This window comes from Reyranella sp. (assembly GCF_004297265.1).
Taxonomy (GTDB): domain Bacteria; phylum Pseudomonadota; class Alphaproteobacteria; order Reyranellales; family Reyranellaceae; genus Reyranella.
Genome location: NZ_SCUT01000045.1, coordinates 136,091 through 159,098 on the forward strand (window position 1 = coordinate 136,091; position 23,008 = coordinate 159,098).

The following is a 23,008-nucleotide window of genomic DNA, read 5'->3' on the forward strand; positions in this document are numbered from 1 at the left end:
CTGGCTCTACCGATTGGTGAGCTTGAGCTCGATGCGGCGGTTGCGAGCGGCGTCGGTCGACGACAGCGGCTGGTATTGGCCGTATCCAGCCGCCACCAAGCGATCGTTCGGGATGCCTTCGCTGTGCAGGAACTTGACCACGGCGATGGCGCGGGCAGCCGACAGCTCCCAGTTCGACGGGTACTGCGCACTGGCGATCGGCTTGTTGTCGGTGTGGCCGTCCACCTGGATGACCCAGTTGATGTCTTTGGGAATGCTGGTGGAGAGCTCGACGAGGCGCTGGGCGACGCTGGCGAGCTGCTTCTCGCCGCTCTCTTGGAGTTTGGCTGAGCCGGAGGCGAAGAGCACTTCCGACTGGAACACGAAACGGTCCCCCACGACCTGGATGTCCTGCTGGCCACGCAGCGCCTCGCGCAGCTTGCCGAAGAACTCGGAGCGGTAGCGCGCCAGCTCCTCGACCTTGCTGGCCAGCGCGCGGTTGAGCTTCTGGCCGAGATCGACGATCTGCGCCTGCTGTTCCTTGGCCTTGGCATCGGCGGCGTCGAGGACGGTGCTGAGGCGGGCGAGCTCGCTCTTGAGGGCCGCCAGCTCGGCGGTGAGCCGCACCACTGCGGACTTCTGCTCGGCACTGAGCTTCTGCTCCTCCGTGAGATCGCCGAACAGCTTGCCCTTTTCCTGATTGGCGGCGGCCAGCGAGGCCGCGAGCCGCGTGAGCTCCAGCCGCTGGCGTTCGACCTCCTTTTGCAGGTCGCCGGCCTGGGAGGCGGTGGATTTGGCCTCCCTGTTGGCGGTTTCGAGCGAGGCGGCGAGCCGGTCGCGTTCCACCATCATCGAGGTCAGGCGCTCGGTGAGCTGGTCCCGCTCGATCTTCAGGGCGTCCGACGAGCTGCGCTGGCTGGAAAGATCGGCGGTGAGACGATCGCGCTCGCTTTTCAGCGCATCGGTAGCGCCGCGCTGGGCCGCCAGATCGGCGCCCAGCCGGTCGCGCTCGGCCTGATTCTCGCGGAGCTGGAGGGTGAGTTTCTCGAGATCCTGCTTCAGGTTCTCGCTCGCGGCCTTCTCCAGCGACAGCACGCTGGCCAGGCTGCCGAGCTGCTTGTTCAGGGCGTCGATCGCGCTGTCGCGGGAGCTGAGCGTGTCGGTCAGGGTGAACTGCGCGACGCTGAACAGCGACAGCAGGAAGATCAGCACCATCAGCAGGGTCGTCAGCGCGTCGACGTAACCCGGCCAAGTGTAGTCGGCGCCTCCTCCTCCTCGACGGCGGGATGCGGCTGCCATGGTGGTCAGTCGCCCGGCGTCGCGTTGCGCATCGAGGCGATGGTGCGGGCGAGCAGGCGGAACTCACCGCGCAGCTCATCGGCCAGCGCGGTGCGGCTGCGCACGCTTTCCTCGATCAGGCGGGCAAGGCCGGCCTCGATGTTGCGCTGATGGGCCAGCAAGGCCTCGCTGCCGGTTTCCGGCTTGCGCTCGGTCAGCCGCCCGACGGCGCCGCGCAGTTCGATCGATTGTTCGGCGAGGCGCGCCAGCAGCGCCTGCTGCGAGCGCATGCTCTCGGTCAGCGACGACAGGCGCTCGACCAGCGCGGCGTTGGCGGCCGCCGCCTGCTCGCGACCCTCTTCGCTGCGGCGGAGCGTGCGCGTGAGATCGTCGAGACCGTCGGCCGTGCGCTCCAGCAGGGCCTCGACATAGGCCGAGACGCCCTGCTCGCCTTCGGTCTGGAGCGTGCCGCTCGAGAGCCGCGTGGCGCCTGCCAGCCATTCCTCGAGCTCGGTGTGGAAGCGGCCCTGAGCCTGGCTCGCCTGCAGTTCGAGGAAGCCCAGCACGAGCGAGCCGGAGAGGCCGAACAGCGAGGCGCCAAAGGCCGTGGACATGCCCTTGAGCGGTCCCTCGATACCCTGCTTCAGCTTGGCGAAGATCTGCACCGCATCGCCGCCGGTGACCTGCATGCCGACGATGGCGTCGGCGACGGCGCCGATGGTCTCCAGCAGGCCCCAGAAGGTGCCGAGCAGGCCGAGGAAGATCAGCAGGCCGATCATGTAGCGGCTGAGTTCGCGCCGCTCGTCGAGGCGGCTGGCGATGCCGTCGAGCATGGCCCGCGTCGCCGTGGGCGACAGGCGGAAATTGTCCTGCCGGTCGCCCATCATGGCGGCCATCGGGGCCATCAGGTCGATGGAGTCGGTTTCGAGCGGCGGTGCGCCGGGCTCGCGATGCTGGAAGCGCCGCAGCCAGCGCACTTCGGGCCACAGGGACAGGACCTGGCGCATCACGAAGAAGATGCCGATGGCGAGCACGCCCAGGATGACGCTGTTGAGGATTGGCGTGTTCAGGAACACGCGCAGCAGATCGTGGTGGAGGAGGTAGGCGATGCAGGCCACGATCGCGAGGAACAGCAGCATGCGAACGAGATACGGAATCGGATTACTCATACTGTCTCCCGATGCCTGCGGACGCTTGGGGGATCATGTGCTCGGCACCAGGATTTCCACCCGCTCGCCGCCATCGCCCACGATGGAGGCGATCTCGATCCTCGATCGAACGCCCTTGTCGATCAGGTAATTCCGCACGATCAGCGCCCGGGCCAGCGAGATCTTGCGGCTGTCCGGATCGCCGTTTTCGGCGACGCTGCGCAGTTCGACCTGTCGCAGCGCACGGTCGGTCAGGTCCTTGGCGAGGCGATCGAGCTCGGCCTTGGCGGCATCCGACAGTTCGGTCGACCGGGCGGCGAAGGCCAGAGTGACCGCGACGCCGCTGCGCGCCGGCGGAACGGGCGGCGGCGAAGGCGCGGGCGCGACGGCAGCCATCTGGCGCTGCGGGGCCACAGGAGGTTGAGGTGGGGGCGCCGCAGCCACGGGCGGCGCCGGCGCGGTCAGGCCAGGGGCGGTCGGTGCGTTTGTCGGCGCAGGCGCGGACCGAACCGAGGCGGGCGCAGCGGCGACCGGCGAAGGTGCAGCCGGTGTTGCCGCAGCCGCCGGCGGCGTTGCCGGCACGGGGGTGGCAGGCACGGCGGCTGCCGGCACCGGAGCCTGAGCCTGAGCCGGTGGTACGGCGACAGGCGCGGCAACCACCGGCGGGACGGTCGGCGTGGAAGCGGGCTTGACCGCCGGCTCGACGTAAGCGGCGCTGGCCTTCGCGATATCGCGCGGCTTGCTGCGGCTCGTCGTCAGCTCGGGGACGGCGACGACACGACTCCTGATCGGACCGGGCGGGGGCGGCGGCAGGGAGGCACCTGCCTTGGTCTGTGGTGCCGGGCGATGGGTTTGCGGAGGAGCGGCCTCGCGTGACGCCAGCGCCGGGGCGGGAGATGACCATGGATTGAAAGCCGGACCGGCGACCGGACCGGGGGGACCAGCGGCATCAACGGCCGGGCCGCCCGGCGGCGATGTGTATTGCGGCAGTGGTCCGCCCGTCAGGCCGGCGCCGGAGTACGGGTTGAAGGCGGTGACGTTCTGCCCATGGGCCGCGAACGACGCCGCGCCGACGCCGACCACGGCGAGGGCGAAGCTGCGTGCAACGGCCGAAGAGGGGGGCATAACCGATTGCCTTTCCAAGGGATTTGGCGGGTCGACCATAACGAATGGTCGCTCAGCGCTCAACCGCTCGCGGCAACGCAGTAGAGGATGAACGGACCTGACGGTGATGCGGCCGTCAGGCCTTGGACAGGATCTCGACCATCGAATCGCGCAGGCCGAAGTTGCTGGCGAGGAGGGACGGTCCGCCGAGTTCGTAGGGCTGCCCCGCGACGTCGCCGACGAGGCCGCCGGCCTCGCGCACCATCAGGATCCCGGCCGCGACGTCCCAGGGCGCCAGGCCAAACTCGAAGAAGGCGTCGTAGCGGCCGGCTGCCACGAAGGCGAGGTCGAGCGCTGCGGCGCCCCAGCGGCGGACGCCGGCCGTACGTTCGGTGACCGCCGCCAGCTTGGCGTGATAGGCGGCGTGGTTGCCCTTGCCGATATGGGGAATGCCGGTGCCGATCAGGCCGCGTGCCGGGTCCTTGCGACCCGAGACGCGCAGGCGGCGCGACCGGGCGTTCGGCGTGTCGATATAGGCGCCGTTGCCCTTCTCGGCCCAGAACAGCTCGTCGGAGATCGGCTGGTAGATGACGCCCGCGATGATCTCCTTCTCGCGCTCCAGCGCGATGGAGATGGCGAAGTGGGGGACGCCGTGCAGGAAGTTGGTCGTGCCGTCGAGCGGATCGACGATCCAGCGGTTGCGCCCATCGCCCTTGGTCTCGCCGCCTTCCTCGCCGAGGAAACCGTAGTCGGGACGGACACGCGACAGCTCGGCACGCAGCGTGCGCTCGGCCTTGATGTCCGCGTGGCTCACGAAGTCGCCGGGACCCTTCTCCGAGATCTGCAGATGCTCGACCTCGCCGAAGTCGCGCTTGAGATTCTTGGCCGCGGCAAAGGCGGCGCGGATCATGACGGTGATCGTGGCCGAGCGCTGGGCCAGCGACTTGCGCTCGGGCGGACCCGAACGCTCGCGTGCTTCGCCCATCGGGGCGCGGCCGACACGGGCGACCGGGGTCTCTCGCGGGGGACGGTTGGTGGGAAGGGCCACGGTGCGCGCCTAATCCTTGGCGCGTTCCATGTAGGTGCCTTCCTCGGTATTGATCACCAGGCGCGTGCCCACGCCGATATGCGGTGGCACCATCACGCGGATGCCGCCCTCGACGATCGCGGGCTTGTAGGAAGAGGAAGCGGTCTGGCCCTTCACGACGGCGTCGGCCTCGGTAACGGCCAGAACCACGGTCTTGGGCAACTCGGCGCCCACCGGGGTGCCTTCATAGAGCGACACCGTCACTTCCATGCCGTCCTGCAGCCATCGCGACTGATCCTCGTCGAGGACGTCGGCGCCAACCACGAGCTGCTCGAAGGTTTCCTTGTCCATGAACGTGAAGCCGTTCTCGTCCTTGAACAGGTAGGTGCACTCGCGCTCGTCGATATGGACGCGCTCGATGGTCTCGCCCGAACGGAAGCGTTCCTGCAGCTTGTTGCCCTCGCGCAGCGCCTTGGCCTCGATGGCGACGAAGGCGCCACCCTTGCCGGGGCTGATGTGCTGGACCTTCGAGGCCACCCAGAGCTTGCCGTTGTACTCGATGACGTTGCCGGCTCGGATCGAATTGACTTGGACTTTCATGGAGTTACCCGGCCCTACCGCTGTCTCGGATGAATGGAATTCGGCCTCGCCCGCAGAAGCGGTTCGAGGCCGGCGCGGGCCTTCTATCAAAGGCGGCCCGGGGTCGCAACCGGGCCCGCCGGGGCCTTTCGGGGCTATTTCAGGCCCAGTTCGACCTGTTTCTTCTTTGGCAGGGCCGCCGCGATGACGGCATGCGCCTGTTTCAGGTACGCCCGCGTCTCGGCCGGCGTCAGGACCGACGGGTCCTCGAGGGCCACCCATTTCGCACGGGCGAGATAGGGCGCGGGCCTGAACCCCTCGGCATGCGAGAGGGCGTCGAAATGCTCGGGTGGACACTTGAAGCAGAGACGCGCAACGGAATGGCCCGGTGGACCGATCAGGCAGAACATCTTGCCGCCCACCTTGAAGACGGTGACACCTTCCCATTGCACGGTCCGCGTCGCGGCCGGCAGCGTGCGGCAGAAGGCGTCGATCTGCTTGGGCGTCATGACGACACCCTACACGCCGCGCCGTTCGCATGCGATGGTGGGGCATGAACGAGTGGCGTCCCGACAGGCTCGAGCGGCGCCTGCCGCATCTTCAGGCGCGTGCCCGCGTCCAGGCCGCGATGCGGCAGTGGTTCGCAGCCGAAGGCTTCGTCGAGGTCGAGACGCCGATCCTGCAGGCTGCCCCCGGCGCCGAGGTCCATCTCGCGGGCTTCGCGACGGAATGGGAGCTACCCAACGGCGAAAGCCGGGAGCGTTGGCTGCACAGCTCGCCCGAATTCGCGATGAAGAAGCTGCTGGCGGGCGGAATGCCGAAGATCTTCCAGTTCGCGCACGTCTTCCGCAACGCCGAAGGCTCGGCCCTGCATCATCCCGAGTTCACGATGCTGGAATGGTATCGCGCCGGCACGGGCTACGAGACGATCATGGCCGACTGCAGGGCGCTGCTCGCCTCGACCGGCGTCGACGAACTGCGCTGGGGCGGCCATGCCTGCGATCCCAGGGCCGAACCGGAGCGACTCACCGTGGCGGAGGCCTTCGTACGCCATGCCGGGGTCGATCTGTTCGCGACACTCGGCAATGCCGAAGCGCTGTCGGGTGCCTCGGGCATTGCCATGCATGCCGGTGACAGCTGGGAGGACGTATTCTTCCGCATCATGTTCGAGAAAGTCGAGTCGCGCCTCGGCATGGGCCGGGCGACCATCCTCTGCGAATACCCGATCTCGATGGCGGCACTCGCCCGTGCCAAGCCCGGCGATCCCCGCGTGGCGGAACGCTTCGAACTCTATGTCTGCGGTGTCGAGCTTGCCAATGCCTTCGGCGAGCTGACCGATCCGAGCATCCAGCGCGAGCGGCTGGTGGCGGACATGGACCTCAAGGAGGAACTCTACGGCGTGCGCTGGCCGGTCGACGAGGATTTCCTGGCGGCGCTCGACCATGGCCTGCCGGATTGTTCCGGAATCGCGCTCGGGTTCGATCGGCTGGTCATGCTGGCGAGCGGGGCCTCGCACATCGAAGAGGTGCTATGGCTCCCCGTCCGATGATCCGTGCGCGGCGAAGAGTTCGTTGAAGGCGCGGACTGCCGCTTCCGGACCGTCCTTGTAGCTCCACACGCCGTCGGCGACGGCCAGGAAATCGGCGCCCGCTTCGATCAGGGGCCTGCAATTCTCGACGGTGATGCCGCCGATCGCCACGCAGGGCACCTCCATCAGGCTGCTCCACCATTCGACGATCTCGAGGTCGGCCGGCGTCGTCACCGGCTTGGTGGCGGAGGAGAAGAACGCACCGAAGGCCACATAATCGGCGCCGGCTTCGGCTGCCTCCATCGCGAGATGGCGCGAGGCCTTGCAGGTGACGCCGATCTGGCGGTCGGGCCCGACGATCCGCCGTGCCTCGGCGCAGGGCATGTCGTCCTGGCCGACATGGACGCCGTCGCAGTCGAGCTTCACGGCGAGATCGGGTCGGTCGTTCATGATGAGCGCCACGCCGCGTTGCTGGCAGATCGGCCGCAGCGTGTCGGCGGCGCGAGCGATCGCCTCGTCGGGCACGTCCTTCAGCCGCAGCTGGAAGGCCGCGACGTCGCCGCCGTCGAGGGCGGCGCGCAGTTCGTCGGCGAAGATCGAGGGATGCTCGATGTGGGGCGGGGAGATGAGATAGAGACGGGTCACGGGCTGCCTGATTTTGCCCGTGATGTATGCGGAAGCCGGCGCCCCGTCGAGGGCCCATGGCGAAAATGCCGCCATTGTTTTCGTGCGGCGGCCGGGGCTAACTGGTGGAAGCCTTCTCGCCAGGATTCATGAGCAAAGTCAGGAAAACCGTCGCCCTCTTACTGGCGTCGACCGTCGTCAGCCTCCTGGCGGGCATAGCCATCGCCAGCTACCTCACCGTTCCGCATATTCCGCTGCTGTCGGAAGGGGACCTTCTGCTGGTCTTCGACCCGGAGATCGGCGCGCGCGCCAATCCCAGCTCCCATGCCCGCCGCATCTATCCGGCGGTCCGTGACCGGAAGACCTTCGCCTTCGACATCTACACCGACGATCGCGGCGCGCGGGTCGACGGGCCGGGGCAGCGCAGCCCCGAACAGGTCGACATCATGGTGGTCGGCGACTCGTTCACCTGGGGCTATGCGCTGGCCAACGAGGATACCTGGGCGCGCCACCTCTCGCGCGAGCTCGACGCCAGCGTTTCCAACTTCGCGATGGCCGCCTACGGCACGACCCAGTCGCTGCAGGTCCTGCAGCGCCACGGCGATCTCGCGCCGAAGCTCGTCGTGTACGGGATCATTGCACACCATTTCGAGCGCAACCTCATGCCGTGTCTCCCGTCCTACTACCCGTTCTGCTTCAATGCCTCGCATGTCACATGGAACGAGGCGGGCGAGCCGCGGATCGGACGGCCGGAAAGCAACGGCGTGCGCCGGTTCCAGCGGCACCTGGCGGGCGACTTCATCGATCCGATCGGCTGGCTGGACCATGGCATCGACGTGATTCGCGGACGGATCGAATACGCAAGGGCTACCTACAACACGCCGAGCGACGAGAAGAAGGAGGAGGCGCTGGCCTTCCTGCTGCGCGAGATGGAACGGTCGGCGTCCGCGATCGGGGCCAAGCTGCTCGTGGTTTACCTGCCGACGAACTACTACTCGGCGCCCCAGGGACTGCAGCGCGTCATCGGCGACGTCCGGCTGCTCGACCTCACCGAGGCCTTCCAGCGCGAGCGCGACAAGGGCACGAATCTCTACATCGTGGGCGACGGGCACCCGAACCAGGCCGCCCACGAGCTGATATCGCGGGAGATCGCGAAGTACGTCCGTGAGAACGGCCTGCTCGAGGTCACGGCCTCGCGCTGACGGCCCGGTCGAAGCTCAGCGGCTCCGCTGCCGAGGGAGCAAGCCGGGTGCGCAGGCCGTGGATGTCGCCGAGCACCCACAGGTCGCGCACGAGCGGGCCCTCGAAGGTGAAGATGGGAGCACCGTACCACCACACCCGCGCGTTGGTCGGTGGTTCGCCGAACAGCGACCGGCGGTGGATGCCATGGAAGCGGAGCTTGCCGGAGACGCGATTTCCTTCTTCGATGAGTTCGAGGATGTCGGAGGTATAATCCTCAAGCGTGTTCGTCAGCCAGCTCACGTAGTCGCCGAATTGTCGGTGGCCTACCAGTACGGGACCGAGCGAGCCGCGAAAAGTGAAGTCGGGATGGAAGATCCGGGGAACGATCGTCAGGTCGGCCTTGTCCCAAAGGTCCTTGTAGAACATCCGCACGAGGTTCTTCTGCGCGCTGAGTCGGGCCGGCGTCAGATCGACTTCAACTTCCTTGGGTAACTCTGTACGCATCCGCCAACTCCTGGAACTTCGACCGAGCCCAGCAAAGAAAAGGCCGCGACGCAAGCTGCCGTGGCCGTGGTCAATCGATCAGTCGTCCGCCCTCGCCATGACGTTCAGCGGTATCGGAATCCCGATCTCGTTGGCTGTCCGGTTGTTGATGACGGTCTCGATGACCGTGGGCCATTCGACCGGGATGTCGCCAGGGGAGACTCCGGCGGCGATCCGTTCGATGAACCGGGCCAGCTGCGAGATCAAGGCGGGAACATTCGGGCCGTAACTCACCAGGCCGCCGGCCACGCAATACTCGCGTCGGGGAAACACCGCCGGAATGCGCAATCGCCGGGCATGATCCGCGATGATGCGCCTGTTGGCGATCGTCACCGAGTCGGTGAAGCACAGCATCGAGTCGCAACCACTGGCCGCACTCTCGCCGAGGGCCGCTTCCAGCGTCGCTCGATCCCGGACGGGCCGTACCATGAGTTCCAGTCCGAGCTGGCTTGCAGCGCTTTGCGTGCGTGTGCGCTCCTCGGATTCCCCGGGATGGTCGGGGCTCTGGACCACGAGCGTGTTTTTTGCACCTGGGGCAATTTCACGGAGAAGCTGGATGCGCTTTCCGACCAGCTCCCACATGAGCTGTGAGTTGCCGGTCGCATTGATCCCGGGCCTAGCCATGCTGCGCACATATCCGGCCGCGACCGGATCGCCGCTGAACGAAAATACGACAGGGACGGATCGTTGGGCCGCGGGAACGACCCTTGTGGCGGCACCATATGCCACGAGAACGTCGATCCCCTCCTGCAGCAGCTGGTCGAGCAGCGCGGAAAGAGCCTGAGTGTCGAGATTCGCGAAACGCGCGGCAATCCGCACACCATTGTCGTTTTTGCTTCTACGACAGTTGCTTTAGGCGCCGCACGATAACGGCCAGCGCTCCTGTGGAAGCGATCGCCAGGCTCAGGACGGCGCACGGGTAGGCAAACCGCCAGGTCGTATAGACCGTGCTGGCACCCTCCTGGCCGTAGTGAATCTGACCGACGAACTCCGACAGCACGCTCGTCATCAGGGCGATGAAGAAAACGAGTAGCGCGGCCGTGATTGGCCAGCTCCGAAAACCGAGCGCAATCTTGTCGATGCCGGTCGCTCTGTCGACGGGCAATGGCTGATCTTGCACGAGCTTCAGCTGATATCGAATGCGCGCGGTGGAGATCTTGAACCACCAGACCGCGCCGAAGATGCCGACAAGCCAGGCCGCAGGTAGCGCGATCATCCCGAAGATCAGATCGCGGCACTCGCCGGTGCAGTAGAGTAACGAAAAGTTCGACGTGCCCGGTCGCAGTCTCCAGGTCGCTCGTGCAGCGTCCATCGCCCAAGCCTCGGGCAAAGTCCGCATGAGCGCCCAGAGTGCGAAAGGCCAAGCCATCAGCAGGACCAGGAGCCAAAAGCTCGACCTGGCCCAACCGGGGGGGCGGCCCGCGACAAGCTCGGGATCGACAACGAGCCCGTCGCGCTTCTGAGCCCATATCGTGATGCGGCTCAGGAACCATCCGAGTGGCCCCATCAGCCAGCAAGCATCCGCGGCAAAACCGCATCGACGCGAGCGGCATCAGGACGCACGAGTGACCGCCTCACGGCAGCGACCCGCCGAGTGGCACGACACAGGTCCGTCTGGCAGTGGGACCGATCGGGAAAGGAGCGAGATAGCCGACAAACACGCAGCGCCCTCATCAAGATTGCGGAGTTTGCAGCAGCCCGCGACAGGCTGCAACCAGCGGTCGTACCCTTGAAGCTCGACAGGGAGTGCGCTTCGAGGCGGCGGCAATCCGTCGGGCTTGAGTCCGGCGAGGTGGATGTCATCGGCAGCGACGCCACCTGACCTCTCCGGGAGCGATACGCCGCCGCCAACCTTTGCCGCTCTCGACGTGAGGGTTGACGCTCCGCCAACAAAGCAAAAAAGGGCGCTGAGTTACCCTGAGGTTACCCAACGCCCCTTGAGGGTCTCTATTTCAGCTTGTTCTACATCTTGCCCTGATAGATCGCGATGATCTTGTCGAGCATGTCGAGCGCGTCGGCGCGGGGGCGCTGGAAGGTGTTGCGGCCGATGATCGAGCCGTTGGCGCCGCCGTCGCGCAGGCCGCGGATCTCGGTGAAGAGGCCCTCGAGATCCTTCGCCTCGCCGCCGGAGAAGACGACGATGCGGCGGTTGTTGAAGGTCGCCTGCATCACATGCTTGATGCGCGCGGCCAGGGTCGACGTGTCGACGTTGGCTTTCTCGTAAGCGGCCTTGGCCTCGGGCTGCCACAGCACGTTGGTCGGCGGCTTCACCTTGATGATGTGCGCGCCGAGCAGGGCGGCGATGTGGGCAGCGTAGGCGCAGACGTCCAGCGCCGTCTCGCCGGCCTTGTCGAGCTTGCCGCCGCGCGGATAGGACCACATGACGACGGCGAGGCCGACCGACTTGGCCTCTTCCGACATCTCGCGGATCTCTTCCATCATCTCGTACTGGTCTTCCGAGCCCGGATAGATCGTGAAGCCGATCGCCGAGCAGCCCAGACGCAGCGCGTCGGACACGGTGGCCGTCACGGCCTGGTCCTTGTTGGTCGACAGCGAGTTGGCCGAGTTGACTTTGAGGATGGTCGGGATGGCGCCCGCGAAGGTGTCGGCACCGGCCTCGAGCGGGCCGAGCGGAGCGGCGTAGGCGTTCAGGCCGGCGTCGATGGCCAGCTGGTAGTGGTAGTGCGGGTCGTAGGCGTCCGGGTTCGGCGCGAAGGAGCGGGCCGGGCCGTGTTCGAAGCCCTGGTCGACGGGGAGGATCACCATCTTGCCCGTGCCGCCCAGGCGGCCGTGCATCAGGATGCGGGCCAGGTTGGCCTTGGTGCCGGGGCAATCGCTCTCGTAGTTGTCGAGGATCTTCTTGACGGTGCGGGTGATCTTCACGTCCGGACTCCCATTTTGTGCGGTCCGCGCGGTGATAGCGGCGCGGAAGGAGCGGTTCAAGCCCCGGCGGGGCCGCGGGAGGCCCGACTACCTGCCACGTCATTGACCTCGGGCCGGGGGTAGGGACAGGCTGTCACCCCCTCCGGGCCACGATGCGTCTGGCGAAACGCAGAAAAAAGGATAAGTCGGTGCCGTCTCCCCCGTTGCCCGCGCGACGCGCGTCTTTCGCGGCGCGCCTGCCGTTCTTCTTCGGCTGGGTGATCATCGCGATCGCCTTCCTGACCGTGGCGGTCAGCGTGACCACCCGCACGGCCTTTTCGCTGATGTTCCCGCCGATCGTCGACGAATTCGGCTGGGATCGCGGCCTGGCGGCGGGCGCCTTTTCCTTCGGCTTTCTGGTGTCCGCAGTGATCAGCCCCGTCGTCGGCCGGACCATGGACCGGCGCGGGCCGCGCATCGTGATCGAAATTGGCGTCCTGCTGACGGCAGCGGGGTTGCTCAGCGCCACGATGATCAGCGAACCGTGGCAGCTCTACGCGACCCTGGGCGTGCTGGTCGGTGCGGGAGCGAACTGCATGAGCTTCTCTGTGCAGTCACAGTACCTGCCTAACTGGTTCGTGCGCCGCCGGGCGCTAGCGACCGGTCTGGCTTTCTCCGGCGTCGGAGTGGGCGCGATCCTGATCCTCCCGTGGCTGCAGACCGTCATCCTGAAGGACGGCTGGCGGGGCGCCTGCTGGGCACTCGGATTGATGACCCTGTTCGTTCTGCTGCCGATCAACCTGTTCGTCACCAAGCGGCCGCAGGATCTCGGGCTTCTGCCTGACGGCGCAAAAGAAGCCGGAACCGCCGCGGCGCGGCGGGCGGCCGCCATCGTCGATCCGCGCTGGACCGCCATCGAATGGACGATTGGCCGGGCCGTCCGCACGCACCGCTTCTGGTGGCTCTGCATCGGCTTCTTCAGCACCGGCTACGCCTGGTACGCGGTGCAGGTGCACCAGACCAAGTACCTGGTGGAAATCGGCTTCGGTCCCATGGAGGCGGCCTGGGCGCTGGGCCTCGTGGCGATGGTGGGGATCCCGGGCCAGATCCTGCTCGGCGCGCTGTCGGACCGGATCGGCCGCGAGATCGTCTGGACGATCGCCGGCGCAGGCTTCGTGATCTGCTACGCGGCGCTCCTGGCGCTGGCCGCGGTCCCGTCGCAGCCACTGCTCTACCTCATGGTCCTGTCGCAGGGCGTTCTGGGCTACTCCTTCACCAGCCTCATGGGCTCGGTGGTGGCGGAGATCTTCGAAGGCCCGCACTTCGGCTCGATCTTCAGCATCATCATGGTCTCGCTGCTGGCAGGCGGCGCCGCCGGCCCCTGGATCACCGGCGTGCTGTACGATTACGAAGGCGCCTATCGCCTGGCCTTCATCGTGGCGCTTGGCTTCAGCGTGCTGGGCGCCACCTCGATCTGGTTCGCCTCGCCCGGCAAGGTCCGCATGGTTGCCGGGCGCGCAAAGGTCTGAGGGCTATTCATTCAGACCTTTGCCCGGATAGGGATGAGTGGCGAGCCAGTGCCTGGCGATGTCGAGGCGCTTGGTGACCCAGACGCCCTGATGCTTCTGGACATAGTCGAGGAAGCGCCAGAGGCCCGCCATGCGGGCGGGATGGCCGATCAGGCGCTGGTGCAGGCCGACCGACATCATCTTGGGCTGCGTCGAACCCTCCTTGTAGAGGACGTCGAACGCGTCCTTCACCAGGCCGAACCATTGTTCCGAGTGGACCATGCCGGCGGCATACTTGCCGTCGTTGTTGGTCAGCGAATAGGGGACGATGAGGTGCGGCTTGCCCTCGACGGTCTGCCAAAAGGGCAGCTCCTCGCCGTAATAGTCGCTGTCGTAGGTGAAGCCGCCTTCCTCGATCAGCAGCCGGCGCGTGTTCACGCTGGGTCCATAGCGGCAGTACCAGCCGGCCGGCCGCTCGCCGACCGTCTGCTCCAGCGACTTGATCGCCTTCCGGATATGGTCGCGCTCCTCCTCTTCGGAAAGCTGGAAGTGGCGCACCCAACGCCAGCCATGACAGCAGACGTCCCAGCCGGCGGCCCTGATCGCCTGTGCGGCCAGCGGATTGCGCTCCAGCGCCAGGGCGCACCCGAACACGGTGAGCGGCAAGCCACGCTCCTGGAAGGCGCGATGTATGCGCCAGAAGCCGACCCGGCTGCCGAACTCGAACATGCCTTCGCCGGCGAGGTCGCGGCCCTTCAGCCCCTGCGAGGAGGTGCTCGATTCGGTGAGGCCGGTCTCGGTGTAGCCCTCTCCGTCCTGGACCGACGGCTCCGAGCCTTCCTCGTAGTTGACGACGAAATTGATGGCGATGCGCGCGCCGCCGGGCCATTTCGGATCGGGCGGGTTGGGGCCGTAGCCGATCAGGTCTCGTGTCGGTTGCCAGCTCATGCAGGTCTCCTCACCAGTTCGGCGCCCATCTGACGGGCGATGTCGGCAATCTTGTCGTTCCAGGTGCGCATCGAGAGGGTACGAACCCCGGCGCGCAGGCAGGCGAGCGCGTAGCCCGGCGCGTCGCCGCAATCGACGATCAGCGTGAAGGCCACGTCGGGGAACTCTTCTCGCGCCCGTTCCTGCAGGGCGCCGAGATATCCCGCGCCATAGAACGAGGCGGCATCCTCAGGCGTCAGCAAGACCGGCGCCGTACCCGAGGCGCGCGCAGCGAGCAGCGCCGCCTCGGTCTGCTTCCAGTCGCGCACCACGATGATCTCGTCTGCCATGACGCGCGATATTACTCATTCAGCCCCTTCCCCGGATAGGGATGGGTCTTGATCCAGTGGCGCGCAATGTCGAGGCGGCGGGTCACCCAGACGCCCTCGTGCTTCTGGATATGGTCGAGTAGCCGCTGCAGGCCGACGGCGCGTGCGGGATGGCCTATCAGGCGCATGTGCAGGCCGATCGACATCATCTTTGGCTGCGTGGCGCCTTCGCGGTAGAGCATGTCGAAGGCGTCGCGCACGAAGGAGAACCACTGGTCCGAGGTGCCGATGGAGGCGGCGAACTGGCCGTCATTGTTGGTGACGGAGTAGGGCACGACGAGTTGTGGCTTGCCTTCGACAGTCACCCAAAAGGGCAGCTCCTCGCCGTAATAGTCGCTGTCGTAGAGGAAGCCGCCTTCCTCGACCACGTGGCGGCGCGTGTTCACGCCGGGTCCATAGCGGCAGTACCAGCCGAGCGGCCGCTCTCCGGTCATCTTCTGGATGGCCGCGATCGCCTTGCGGATGTGCTCGCGCTCGGTCGCCTCGTCGAGCTCGTAGTGCTTGATCCAGCGCCAGCCGTGCGAACAGACGTCGAAGCCCGACTTGGCGATGGCCGCCGAGGCTTCGGGATTGCGTTCCATGGCAAGCCCGCAGCCGAAGATCGTCATCGGCAGGCCGCGTTCCTGGAAGAGCCGCATCAGCCGCCAGAAGCCGACCCGGCTGCCATATTCGAACAGGCTTTCGGCGGCGAGATCGCGGCCCTGGATCGACTGGCCCATGCGTGCCGCATCACTGAGGCCGATCTCGGTATGCCCCTCGCCGTCCTGGATCGAGGGCTCCGAGCCCTCCTCATAGTTCATGACGAAGTTCACGGCGATGCGCGCACCGCCGGGCCATTTCGGATCGGGTGGATTGGCGCCGTAGCCGATGAAATCGCGGCGGACCTCGTAAGGCATCGTCATTGGCTCAGGATCAGGGAATGCGGACGGTGAAGGGCGGCACCGGCACGAATTCCTCGTCGCCCTTGCCGCCGTCGCGCCACATGAAGACGGCGAAACGGCCCGGCCGGTCGAGCACGGTCAGGCCGTGATGCCAGGTGTCGGGCCGGTAGGTGACGCCCTGCTTGCCGGTGGCGATGAAGGCTTTCATGCCGCTCACGTCGGGACCGCCCGCGGCGGCATGCGGCGCCACGACGATCAGCCAACGCTCGACATCGAGGGGAACGAAGGTCTGGGAGGAAAATTCGTGGCGCTCCAGATAGTCGCTGCGCAGCGGCCGGTCGGCCGTCTCGGCTTTCAGGCTGACCGACAGGCTGGCATGGGCGGTCGGGCGCAGGTTGCCCAGCGCGTCCTCGTAATAGGTGCGGCCCGGAGAGTCGGGCACGTCGATCACGTCACCGAACGGGGCGAAGGCTTCCCCGGTGAGGGGCTGGGGGATCAGTTCCATTGGCGGGTCCTCGTCAGTCGCGCATGCGGCGGGTCAGTCCCACCGTCCATTCCATCACCAGCATCAGCAGGAAGGCGGCGGCGATCAATACTCCCGACACGGCGGCGATGCGCGGGTCGAGCGTGGACTCCATCATGCCCCACATGCGGATGGGCAGCATGTCGGTGCGCGCCGTCGACAGGAACAGCGACACGGGCACGTTGTCGATCGACGCCATGAAGGCCAGGAACGCCCCGGCGAAGATGCCGGGCGCGATCAGCGGCAGGGTCACGCGGCGCATCGTGTAGAGCCAGCTCGCGCCCAGGCTCTGCGAGGAATCGTTCAGCGCCGGGTCGAGCTGCGAGATGCTGGCGGACGTCGTGCGAATGATGAACGGCACGGTCACGATCATGTGGCCGGCGATGATCAGGTTCAGCGACGGCCGGAAGCCGATCAGGGTGAAGTACATCAGCGCCGCCAGGCCGAAGGTGAGGCCGGGCAGCACCAGCGGCGACATGAAGAGCCCGTCGGCGACGCGCGCCAGCCTGTGGCGGTTCCGCGCCAGCCCAAGCGACGCCATGCTGCCGAACAGGATGCCGAAGCCGGTCGACCAGGCGGCTACTTCGAGCGAGTTATAGACGGCGCGATGGATCTGCCTCGACTGGGAGGCGTCGAACAGGGCTTCGTACCATTGCAGGGAGAAGCCGGTCGGCGGGAACTTGAGCGAGCGGCCTTCGGTGAAGGATGTGGTCAGTACGATCACCACCGGTGACACGATGATCAGCAGCGCCAGCGTGGCCAGGGTGCCGATCACGAGACTGTACGAAAGATCGCCGAGGCTGCGACGCCTACCCATGGACATAGCCTCCGGAACGGCGGCCCAGGTAGGAGAGCGCGCTCACCACGGTCAGCACCGAGACCAGCAGCGTGAGCGACACCACGGCGGCGAAGGGCCAGTTGAAGACGACCAGCGACTGTTGCCAGATCAGCAGCGGCAGATAGATCAGGCGGACGCCGCCAATCACGGTCTGCGAGATGAAAGCGGTCGTCGAGCTTGCGAACACCAGCAGGCAGCCCGCGACCAGGCCGGGCATGCTGAGCGGCACAATCACCTTGAACAGGGTGCGCCAGCGCGAGGCGCCGAGGGCGGACGAGGCGTCGCGCAGATTGGGGTCGAGCCGCGACATCACGCTGATCAGCGGCAACAGCATCAGCGGCATCTCGATCTGGGTGAGCGAGATCACGAGGCCGAGCTCGGTCTGCAGCAGGCGCAGCGGCTCGGAGATGATGCCGAGCTGCAGCAGCAGCGTGTTCACGACGCCCTCGCGGCCCAGCACGACGATCCAGGCGAAGGTGCGGACCACCACCGAGAGCAGCAGCGGCATTACGATGATGAAGATCAGCACCTTCTGCAGGCGTGGCGAGGCATCGAGGTAGATCAGCGCCAGCGGATAGCCGATTACTATGGTGGCGCAGACGGTCTTGATACCCAGCAGCATCGTGTCGGCGATCACCTTGTAGCTGAAGGGATCGCCCAGGAATTTCACCCACTGGCCGATGCCGGGCTGGGTGATCTTGTCGTCATTGAAGAAGCTCACTCCGACCAGCATCACTAGCGGTGCGAGGAAGATCGACGCAAAGGCCAGCGCGAGCGGCAGCGCGAGCTGCCACTCGGCCAGCGGCAGTTTTCGCCGGGGGCGCGCCACTCCCGTGGCGCGTTCAGGAGTCATGAGAAGACGCGCCACGGGAGTGGCGCGCCCCCAGCAACGAAGATCACTTCGCCATTTCCTTGTTGAACTTCTCGATCCAGCCGGCGCGCAGCGGATTGATCTTCGCCCAGTCGTGGCGGACGTAGCTCGACATCTCGTCGAGGCTCTTCATCGGCAGGTAGGACGGGACCGGGACGTCCTTGTTGACCGGGATGAAGTTGTACGGCGGCTTGGTCAGCGCCTCCTGCACTTCCTTGCCGGCGACGATGTCGAGATACTTGTAGGCGTTCTCGACTTCCGCGGCGCCCTTGGCGATGTGCAGGGTCGTGAGGAAGGTGATGGCGCCTGTCTCCGGCTTCACGAACTCGATGTCGACGCCGCGGCCCTTGAGCGTCGCGACGGTCTGGGTGTTGGTGTAGATCACATCGCACTGGCCCTGCTGGAACAGGCCGGGCATGGCGGCGGGCTGCCCGACCGCGGCAATCTTCGGCAGGACCTTCTTCAGCTCGACGAGCGCCGGCTCGATGTTGGTCTCCGAACCGCCGAATACCTTGGCGATCTCGATCAGCGACACCGTGCCGAACGTGGTCTGGAAGCCGGTGATGCCCAGCCGCGAGACCCAGGGATCGGTGAACAGGTCCTTCCAGCCCTTGGGCGCCGGCAGCTTCTTGGGATTGTAGGCGATGCCCACGACCTGCGCGTTGACGCCGATGCCCCACTCGTCGACCAGGCCGGCCGGCAGCTTTGAGGCGTTGCTGATCTTCTTGACGTCGATCTTGTCGAACAGCCCGTCCTGGATCGCGGTGATGCGCGGTCCTGGATCGAGCACAAAGGCATCGAACGGCGGCGCGCCGCGCGCGGCCTTGGCCTTGGCGACCTGGTCGACGGCGAAAAGTGGCTGGAGCTCGAGGTCGACGCTGTCCTTCTTCTTCAGCGCCGGCACCACGATGGCGCGGAAGGCCTCTTCCCAGGTGCCGGGATAGATGGCGGCGGCGACGCTGCCCTTGGCATGGGCGATCGAGGGAAGGAGCGAGGCGCCGCCGAGGGCGGTGGCCCCGGCGAGCAGGCGTCTGCGGCTGAACATGGAAATCTCTCCGTGGTTGTCAGGTGGAACGCGGGAACAGCGTGGGACGCGCATCGGCGGCCAGCGAGCAGTAGGTGCGGTCCGCATCGGCCGCGGCCGCGCGGCGTGGCTCGATGATCTTCAGAACCGTGCCGTCGATCGCACGGGCCTCGTGGACGAGCTGCGCGCCAATCGGCAGAGCCAATCCCGGTTCGATCTTCCAGGCCTCGGGGCCGGGAACTGCGCAGAGCGCGAGTTGCTCGGGTCGCACCGACATCAGCACGGCCGTTCCGACACCAAGGCCGGCAGGCGCGGGCAGGGTGAGCGTGGCCCCGGCATCCAGGGCGACGGTTGCCGTGCCGTTTTGGCGGGAGGTGACCCTGCCGTTCATCAGGTTGGTGGTCCCGATGAAGCCGTTGACGAACAGCGTCTGCGGCTTGTCGTAGATCGACACCGGCGTATCGAACTGCTCGACCTTGCCCCTGTTCATGACGGCGATGCGGTCGGCGACGCTCATCGCCTCGTCCTGGTCGTGCGTCACGAGGATGGTCGTGAGGCCGAGCGTCCGCTGCAGGCGCTTGATCTCGATCTGCATGTCGAGGCGCAGGTTGCGATCGAGCGCGGCGAACGGCTCGTCGAGCAGCAGGATCGAGGGTTCGATGGCGAGCGCACGCGCCAGCGCCACCCTCTGCTGCTGGCCTCCCGAGAGCTGGCGTGGCAGGCGCTCCTTGAAGCCGCCGAGCTGGACGGTCTCGAGGAAGCGCGAGACCCTGGCCTGGATTTCCGGACCCCTGACGCCGCGGGCACGTAGGCCGTAGGCGACGTTCTCCGCCACCGTCATGTGCGGGAAGAGCGCGTAGTTCTGGAAGACGATGCCGATGTTGCGCTGGTTGGACGGCAGGTGGTCGATGGTGGCGCCGTCGACGCGCACGCGGCCCGCTGCCTGCCGCACGAAGCCGGCGATGACCCTGAGCAGGGTGGTCTTGCCGCAGCCCGAGGGCCCGAGCAGCGCCACGACCTCACCAGGCTCGATGGCAAGCGTCACACCGTCCACGGCGGTCGACGTTCCATAGCGGACGCTCAGATCCTCGACGTCCAGCGAGCGCGCTGCGTTGACTTTCAATGCTTCGGGCAACTGTTGCGCCTCCCGCGAAGGACAAACGCAAGGGGCATGCCAACCATCGGCGAGGCACTCATGCCGGAAACTGCTCGCGCCACGATTGCGCAATGTCATCGCGCCGCGCGATCCACACTTTGCTGCCGTAGGATTCGAGCAGCGTGAGCACGCGCTTGAAGGCGGCGAAGCGGCCGGGACGGCCGGCGATGCGCAGGTGCCAGCCGATGTTCAGCAGCTTGGGATGGCCGGCTTCGCCTTCCTCCATCAGCGTCTCGATGGCGTCGCGCACGTAGTCGACCATCTCGTCCGCGCGCACGAAACCGTTGGGATGGAAGAACTTCATATCGTTGCTGTCGAGCGCATAGGGAACGACGAGGAGAGGGCGCCGCGCATCCGTCCGGTCCCAGTAGGGCAGGTCGTCGTCGAAGCCGTTGCTGGCATAGAAGAAGCCCAGTTCGCGCAGGATCGATCGCGTCTCGCGGCTTTCGCTGCCGCGGCAGAAAAACCCGGCAGGACGCTGGCCTGTCGCGCTTTTCATGACGTCGACGCAGCGCCTGAGATCGGCCAGTTCGCTTTCTCTGTCCGCGTATTCTGCATGCGCACGCCACAGCCAGCCATGGCACGCCGCCTCGTGTCCGGCCTCGACAATCCGACGGGCGAGGTGGGGCAGGCGCTCGACAGCACGACCGCACATGTAGAAGGTCGCGGGCATCCGGTGCTTATCGAGCGCGGCCAGCATGCGCCAGATACCGGCACGCATGCCGTAGGCGAAGATCTGCTCGTTGCCCTGGTCCCAGCGTCCGGGCGGCACCACGCTCACCACCTCGGAGATCTTCTCGGCCTGCGGATCGCCGTCGCTGACGGCGAGCTCCGCGCCTTCCTCGAAATTGACCACCATCGAGACGGCGAGGCGGGCCCCGCCGGGCAGCTTCCAGGCCGGCGGTGTCCCGCCATAGCCCACCAGGTCGCGCTTCTGGCTCACGCCTTGCATGTCGTCCTCCAACAGGATGTGCACATTTCTTGACGTTATGTGCACATAATTTTACCAACCACCGGCAGACCCATGACCGAACTCCACCGCGACCTCGATCCTGAAACGGCCCTGGCAGGCCGGTGGTTCGAGCATCTGCGCTCGCATTCCGGGGGCCGCCTCGGCGTCACCCGCGCGTCCTACGGCGAGGGCGAGCAGATGGCGCATGACCTGATGCAAGGCATTGGCCAGACGCTGGGACTGGAGGTGCGCACCGATGCCGCCGGCAACCTCTACGTGACCTTGCCGGGGCGGGACCGTTCCTTGCCTGCCATCATGACGGGGTCGCATCTCGATTCGGTACCGGAGGGCGGCAACTACGACGGCGCGGCGGGTGTGGTCGCCGGCATGGCGATGCTGGCGCGCTGGCATCGCGCCGGCCGCCGCCCGAAGCGCGACATCACCGTGATGGGCGTGCGCGCGGAGGAGCTGTCGTGGTTTCCCGCGCCCTACATCGGCAGTCGCGCCGCTTTCGCCCTGCTGGAACCCGAGGCACTCGATCGCTGCCGGCGTCCCGACACCGGGCGGACGCTGGCGGAGCACATGGACGAGGCGGGCTTTGCACCCGACCGCATTCGCGCCCGCGAGCGCCAGCTCGATCCGGCGCGCATCGCCTGCTTCCTCGAACTCCACATCGAGCAGGGACCGGTGCTGGTGCAGCGCGGGCTGCCGGTCGGGATCGTCACGGGAATCCGCGGCAACCTCCGCTATCGCGATCCGCACATCGTCGGCCGCTACGGTCATGCCGGCGCCGAGCCGCGCCTCTCGCGCAACGACGCGGTGATGGCCGGCGTCGAATTCGTGTCGCGACTGGAGGCGCTGTGGCTCGAGCACGAGGCGGCGGGAAAGGATCTCGTCTGCACGGTCGGCCAATTCCACACCGACACCGCCGTGCACACGATGACCAAGATTCCGGGCGAACTCTGGTTTTCGATGGATATTCGCAGCGAGGACAACGAAGTGCTGCTCGCGATCGACCGGCGGCTACGCGAAATCGCGGCAGAGATCGGCGCACGGCGCGGCGTCGCGATCGATCTCGGCGCCTTCACCAACGCGAAGCCGGGCCCGATCGACCCCGGTCACCGCGCGCGGCTCGAACGGCTGGCGAAGGAACTGGGCATTGAGGCGCTGCCGATGGCGAGCGGGGCGGGCCACGATGCGGCAGTCTTTGGTATCATGGGGGTACCGACGGCAATGATCTTCATCCGCAACGACCACGGCAGCCACAATCCCGACGAGGCGATGGACCTCGCCGATTTCGCGCAGGGCCTGCGGTTGCTGGTGGCTACCGTGGAGGAGATGGATGCCGCGTAAGCCGAGGAAGGGCGACGTCGCCGCCGACGAGGCGGTCTATGGTGCGATCCGGCGCGCGATGCACATGGGCCGCCTCACGCCCGGCACCAAGCTGCAGGAGCCGGCACTGGCACGCGTGCTCGGCGTCAGCCGCGAGCGCGTGCGCAAGGCGCTGCACCGGCTGGTGCACGAGGGCTGGCTGACCGCGATCCCCAACCGAGGCACCTTCGTGCCGTCGCTCACGGTCGAGGAGATGCGCGAGATCTATGACGTGCGCTCGATGCTGGAGGCGGCGATCGTGCGACGGCTCAGCGAGGGCCATACCACGGCCGCGGCGAAGCGCCTCAAGGCGCATGTCGCCGAAGAGAAAGCGGCCACCCGCCGAGACGATCGCGGCCGTCTTTTCGAGCTGTCGGGTGAGTTCCACGTCCTGCTGGCCGAACTCTGCGGCAACGAGGAGCTGACGCGCCTGCTGCGTGGCCTGCTGACGCGCTCCACCATGCACTTCTCGCTGGCTGCGCCGCGCCAGCTCACCAATTGCGCCGGCCCGCACGACCATGGCGACATCGCCGAGGCGATCCTGGGCGGCAGAGCGGACAGGGCCGCGAAGCTGATGCTCGGTCACCTGGCGGGCCTGGTGACGATGCAGGCGGCGCGCCCGCCCCAGCATGAACCAATCGATCTTCCGCAAGCCTTCCGCGGGATCAAGGCGCGGCGACCGGAGCGCGACTGAACGGCGCGACGCCCCCGCTC

Annotated in this window: 25 protein-coding genes; 5 read left to right on the forward strand and 20 right to left on the reverse strand. The window is 66.8% G+C overall.

The window, feature by feature from the left end:
• Positions 1-6: 6 nt before the first annotated feature.
• The 6 genes from EPO41_RS19365 to EPO41_RS19390 all read right to left on the reverse strand — a co-directional run bounded on the left by EPO41_RS19365 (position 7) and on the right by EPO41_RS19390 (position 5,624).
• Positions 7-1,278, reverse strand: coding sequence for a peptidoglycan -binding protein (locus tag EPO41_RS19365; protein WP_296328365.1), 1,272 nt, complete (start codon positions 1,276-1,278; stop codon positions 7-9).
• Positions 1,279-1,283: 5 nt separating this feature from the next.
• The gene (locus tag EPO41_RS19370) at positions 1,284-2,426 is read right to left on the reverse strand and encodes a flagellar motor protein MotA (protein WP_296328367.1); all 1,143 of its coding nucleotides are present in this window, start codon (positions 2,424-2,426) and stop codon (positions 1,284-1,286) included.
• 33 nt (positions 2,427-2,459) lie between these two features.
• The gene (locus EPO41_RS19375) at positions 2,460-3,530 is read right to left on the reverse strand and encodes an OmpA family protein (RefSeq protein WP_296328370.1); all 1,071 of its coding nucleotides are present in this window, start codon (positions 3,528-3,530) and stop codon (positions 2,460-2,462) included.
• A 115-nt stretch (positions 3,531-3,645) separates the two neighbouring features.
• The gene (locus EPO41_RS19380; protein ID WP_296328706.1) at positions 3,646-4,494 is read right to left on the reverse strand and encodes an inositol monophosphatase family protein; all 849 of its coding nucleotides are present in this window, start codon (positions 4,492-4,494) and stop codon (positions 3,646-3,648) included.
• A gap of 72 nt (positions 4,495-4,566) precedes the next feature.
• Positions 4,567-5,136, reverse strand: coding sequence for an elongation factor P (gene efp / locus EPO41_RS19385; protein ID WP_230549376.1), 570 nt, complete (start codon positions 5,134-5,136; stop codon positions 4,567-4,569).
• Positions 5,137-5,270: 134 nt separating this feature from the next.
• Positions 5,271-5,624, reverse strand: a complete 354-nt coding sequence (locus EPO41_RS19390; RefSeq protein WP_296328373.1) for an MmcQ/YjbR family DNA-binding protein — start codon at positions 5,622-5,624, stop codon at positions 5,271-5,273.
• A gap of 44 nt (positions 5,625-5,668) precedes the next feature.
• On the opposite strand from EPO41_RS19390, the gene epmA reads away from it, so the two are divergent.
• A complete protein-coding gene (gene epmA, locus EPO41_RS19395) occupies positions 5,669-6,664 on the forward strand; it encodes an EF-P lysine aminoacylase EpmA (protein ID WP_296328375.1) in 996 nt (331 codons plus the stop codon).
• Here epmA and thiE read toward each other — a convergent pair.
• Positions 6,644-7,288 carry a thiamine phosphate synthase gene (gene thiE / locus EPO41_RS19400; protein ID WP_296328379.1) on the reverse strand — a complete coding sequence of 215 codons (645 nt, stop codon included), beginning with the start codon at positions 7,286-7,288 and terminating at the stop codon, positions 6,644-6,646. The two genes, epmA and thiE, sit on opposite strands and share 21 nt — an antisense overlap.
• 128 nt (positions 7,289-7,416) lie before the next feature.
• Here thiE and EPO41_RS19405 point away from each other — a divergent pair, with 128 nt between their 5' ends.
• Positions 7,417-8,469, forward strand: coding sequence for an SGNH/GDSL hydrolase family protein (locus EPO41_RS19405; protein ID WP_296328381.1), 1,053 nt, complete (start codon positions 7,417-7,419; stop codon positions 8,467-8,469).
• Here the strand turns inward: EPO41_RS19405 and EPO41_RS19410 are convergent.
• The 4 genes from EPO41_RS19410 to EPO41_RS19425 form a co-directional block, all read right to left on the reverse strand.
• The gene (locus tag EPO41_RS19410; protein ID WP_296328382.1) at positions 8,453-8,953 is read right to left on the reverse strand and encodes an ester cyclase; all 501 of its coding nucleotides are present in this window, start codon (positions 8,951-8,953) and stop codon (positions 8,453-8,455) included. The genes EPO41_RS19405 and EPO41_RS19410 overlap by 17 nt on opposite strands.
• Positions 8,954-9,031: 78 nt before the next feature.
• Positions 9,032-9,811: an ABC transporter substrate-binding protein gene (locus EPO41_RS19415; protein ID WP_296328386.1), complete on the reverse strand. Its 780-nt coding sequence runs from the start codon at positions 9,809-9,811 to the stop codon at positions 9,032-9,034.
• Positions 9,812-9,830: 19 nt separating this feature from the next.
• Positions 9,831-10,304, reverse strand: a complete 474-nt coding sequence (locus EPO41_RS19420) for a hypothetical protein (protein WP_296328389.1) — start codon at positions 10,302-10,304, stop codon at positions 9,831-9,833.
• A gap of 650 nt (positions 10,305-10,954) precedes the next feature.
• On the reverse strand, positions 10,955-11,875 hold the full coding sequence (locus EPO41_RS19425) for a class I fructose-bisphosphate aldolase (RefSeq protein ID WP_296328391.1): 921 nt from the start codon (positions 11,873-11,875) through the stop codon (positions 10,955-10,957).
• A 188-nt stretch (positions 11,876-12,063) separates the two neighbouring features.
• Here EPO41_RS19425 and EPO41_RS19430 point away from each other — a divergent pair, with 188 nt between their 5' ends.
• Complete coding sequence (locus EPO41_RS19430) at positions 12,064-13,383, forward strand: MFS transporter (RefSeq protein ID WP_296328395.1); 1,320 nt, start codon at positions 12,064-12,066, stop codon at positions 13,381-13,383.
• Between the two features lie 3 nt (positions 13,384-13,386).
• On the opposite strand, the gene EPO41_RS19435 is transcribed toward EPO41_RS19430, so the two are convergent.
• From EPO41_RS19435 to EPO41_RS19475, 9 genes are read right to left on the reverse strand one after another with little or no spacing between them, the layout of a single operon-like run.
• Entirely contained in the window at positions 13,387-14,310 is a 924-nt protein-coding gene (locus EPO41_RS19435) for an allantoinase PuuE (protein WP_296328398.1), read from the reverse strand.
• Entirely contained in the window at positions 14,307-14,639 is a 333-nt protein-coding gene (locus EPO41_RS19440) for a hypothetical protein (RefSeq protein ID WP_296328404.1), read from the reverse strand. Before EPO41_RS19440 ends, EPO41_RS19435 begins: the two co-directional genes overlap by 4 nt.
• Before the next feature lie 11 nt (positions 14,640-14,650).
• Positions 14,651-15,580 carry a polysaccharide deacetylase family protein gene (locus EPO41_RS19445; RefSeq protein ID WP_296328406.1) on the reverse strand — a complete coding sequence of 310 codons (930 nt, stop codon included), beginning with the start codon at positions 15,578-15,580 and terminating at the stop codon, positions 14,651-14,653.
• Positions 15,581-15,590: 10 nt separating this feature from the next.
• On the reverse strand, positions 15,591-16,064 hold the full coding sequence (locus EPO41_RS19450; protein WP_296328409.1) for an ureidoglycolate lyase: 474 nt from the start codon (positions 16,062-16,064) through the stop codon (positions 15,591-15,593).
• Between the two features lie 13 nt (positions 16,065-16,077).
• On the reverse strand, positions 16,078-16,899 hold the full coding sequence (locus EPO41_RS19455) for an ABC transporter permease (RefSeq protein WP_296328412.1): 822 nt from the start codon (positions 16,897-16,899) through the stop codon (positions 16,078-16,080).
• The gene (locus EPO41_RS19460; protein ID WP_296328415.1) at positions 16,892-17,773 is read right to left on the reverse strand and encodes an ABC transporter permease; all 882 of its coding nucleotides are present in this window, start codon (positions 17,771-17,773) and stop codon (positions 16,892-16,894) included. The genes EPO41_RS19455 and EPO41_RS19460 overlap by 8 nt, the downstream gene beginning before the upstream one ends.
• Before the next feature lie 43 nt (positions 17,774-17,816).
• Positions 17,817-18,836, reverse strand: coding sequence for an extracellular solute-binding protein (locus EPO41_RS19465; protein WP_296328419.1), 1,020 nt, complete (start codon positions 18,834-18,836; stop codon positions 17,817-17,819).
• A 19-nt stretch (positions 18,837-18,855) separates the two neighbouring features.
• On the reverse strand, positions 18,856-19,950 hold the full coding sequence (locus tag EPO41_RS19470; RefSeq protein WP_296328421.1) for an ABC transporter ATP-binding protein: 1,095 nt from the start codon (positions 19,948-19,950) through the stop codon (positions 18,856-18,858).
• A gap of 58 nt (positions 19,951-20,008) precedes the next feature.
• A complete protein-coding gene (locus tag EPO41_RS19475; protein WP_296328424.1) occupies positions 20,009-20,923 on the reverse strand; it encodes a polysaccharide deacetylase family protein in 915 nt (304 codons plus the stop codon).
• 72 nt (positions 20,924-20,995) lie between these two features.
• Between EPO41_RS19475 and EPO41_RS19480 the strand changes: the two genes are divergently transcribed.
• Positions 20,996-22,276 carry a Zn-dependent hydrolase gene (locus EPO41_RS19480; RefSeq protein WP_296328435.1) on the forward strand — a complete coding sequence of 427 codons (1,281 nt, stop codon included), beginning with the start codon at positions 20,996-20,998 and terminating at the stop codon, positions 22,274-22,276.
• Positions 22,266-22,988 (forward strand): GntR family transcriptional regulator, encoded by a 723-nt coding sequence (locus EPO41_RS19485; RefSeq protein ID WP_296328436.1) that lies wholly within the window; start codon positions 22,266-22,268, stop codon positions 22,986-22,988. The genes EPO41_RS19480 and EPO41_RS19485 overlap by 11 nt, the downstream gene beginning before the upstream one ends.
• Positions 22,989-23,008 lie beyond the last annotated feature (20 nt).

What these genes read in the sequence shown, in the direction of transcription:
- EPO41_RS19440 (WP_296328404.1), bottom strand. Translation starts at nt 14,639, where the DNA reads ATGGCAGACGAGATCATCGTGGTGCGCGACTGGAAGCAGACCGAGGCG.
- EPO41_RS19405 (WP_296328381.1), top strand. Translation starts at nt 7,417, where the DNA reads ATGAGCAAAGTCAGGAAAACCGTCGCCCTCTTACTGGCGTCGACCGTC.
- epmA (WP_296328375.1), top strand. Translation starts at nt 5,669, where the DNA reads ATGAACGAGTGGCGTCCCGACAGGCTCGAGCGGCGCCTGCCGCATCTT.
- EPO41_RS19365 (WP_296328365.1), bottom strand. Translation starts at nt 1,278, where the DNA reads ATGGCAGCCGCATCCCGCCGTCGAGGAGGAGGAGGCGCCGACTACACT.
- EPO41_RS19410 (WP_296328382.1), bottom strand. Translation starts at nt 8,953, where the DNA reads ATGCGTACAGAGTTACCCAAGGAAGTTGAAGTCGATCTGACGCCGGCC.
- EPO41_RS19370 (WP_296328367.1), bottom strand. Translation starts at nt 2,426, where the DNA reads ATGAGTAATCCGATTCCGTATCTCGTTCGCATGCTGCTGTTCCTCGCG.
- EPO41_RS19435 (WP_296328398.1), bottom strand. Translation starts at nt 14,310, where the DNA reads ATGAGCTGGCAACCGACACGAGACCTGATCGGCTACGGCCCCAACCCG.
- EPO41_RS19450 (WP_296328409.1), bottom strand. Translation starts at nt 16,064, where the DNA reads ATGGAACTGATCCCCCAGCCCCTCACCGGGGAAGCCTTCGCCCCGTTC.
- EPO41_RS19465 (WP_296328419.1), bottom strand. Translation starts at nt 18,836, where the DNA reads ATGTTCAGCCGCAGACGCCTGCTCGCCGGGGCCACCGCCCTCGGCGGC.
- EPO41_RS19475 (WP_296328424.1), bottom strand. Translation starts at nt 20,923, where the DNA reads ATGCAAGGCGTGAGCCAGAAGCGCGACCTGGTGGGCTATGGCGGGACA.
- EPO41_RS19375 (WP_296328370.1), bottom strand. Translation starts at nt 3,530, where the DNA reads ATGCCCCCCTCTTCGGCCGTTGCACGCAGCTTCGCCCTCGCCGTGGTC.
- EPO41_RS19455 (WP_296328412.1), bottom strand. Translation starts at nt 16,899, where the DNA reads ATGGGTAGGCGTCGCAGCCTCGGCGATCTTTCGTACAGTCTCGTGATC.
- efp (WP_230549376.1), bottom strand. Translation starts at nt 5,136, where the DNA reads ATGAAAGTCCAAGTCAATTCGATCCGAGCCGGCAACGTCATCGAGTAC.
- EPO41_RS19445 (WP_296328406.1), bottom strand. Translation starts at nt 15,580, where the DNA reads ATGACGATGCCTTACGAGGTCCGCCGCGATTTCATCGGCTACGGCGCC.
- EPO41_RS19460 (WP_296328415.1), bottom strand. Translation starts at nt 17,773, where the DNA reads ATGACTCCTGAACGCGCCACGGGAGTGGCGCGCCCCCGGCGAAAACTG.
- EPO41_RS19485 (WP_296328436.1), top strand. Translation starts at nt 22,266, where the DNA reads ATGCCGCGTAAGCCGAGGAAGGGCGACGTCGCCGCCGACGAGGCGGTC.
- EPO41_RS19480 (WP_296328435.1), top strand. Translation starts at nt 20,996, where the DNA reads ATGACCGAACTCCACCGCGACCTCGATCCTGAAACGGCCCTGGCAGGC.
- EPO41_RS19390 (WP_296328373.1), bottom strand. Translation starts at nt 5,624, where the DNA reads ATGACGCCCAAGCAGATCGACGCCTTCTGCCGCACGCTGCCGGCCGCG.
- EPO41_RS19380 (WP_296328706.1), bottom strand. Translation starts at nt 4,494, where the DNA reads ATGGGCGAAGCACGCGAGCGTTCGGGTCCGCCCGAGCGCAAGTCGCTG.
- EPO41_RS19420 (WP_296328389.1), bottom strand. Translation starts at nt 10,304, where the DNA reads ATGGACGCTGCACGAGCGACCTGGAGACTGCGACCGGGCACGTCGAAC.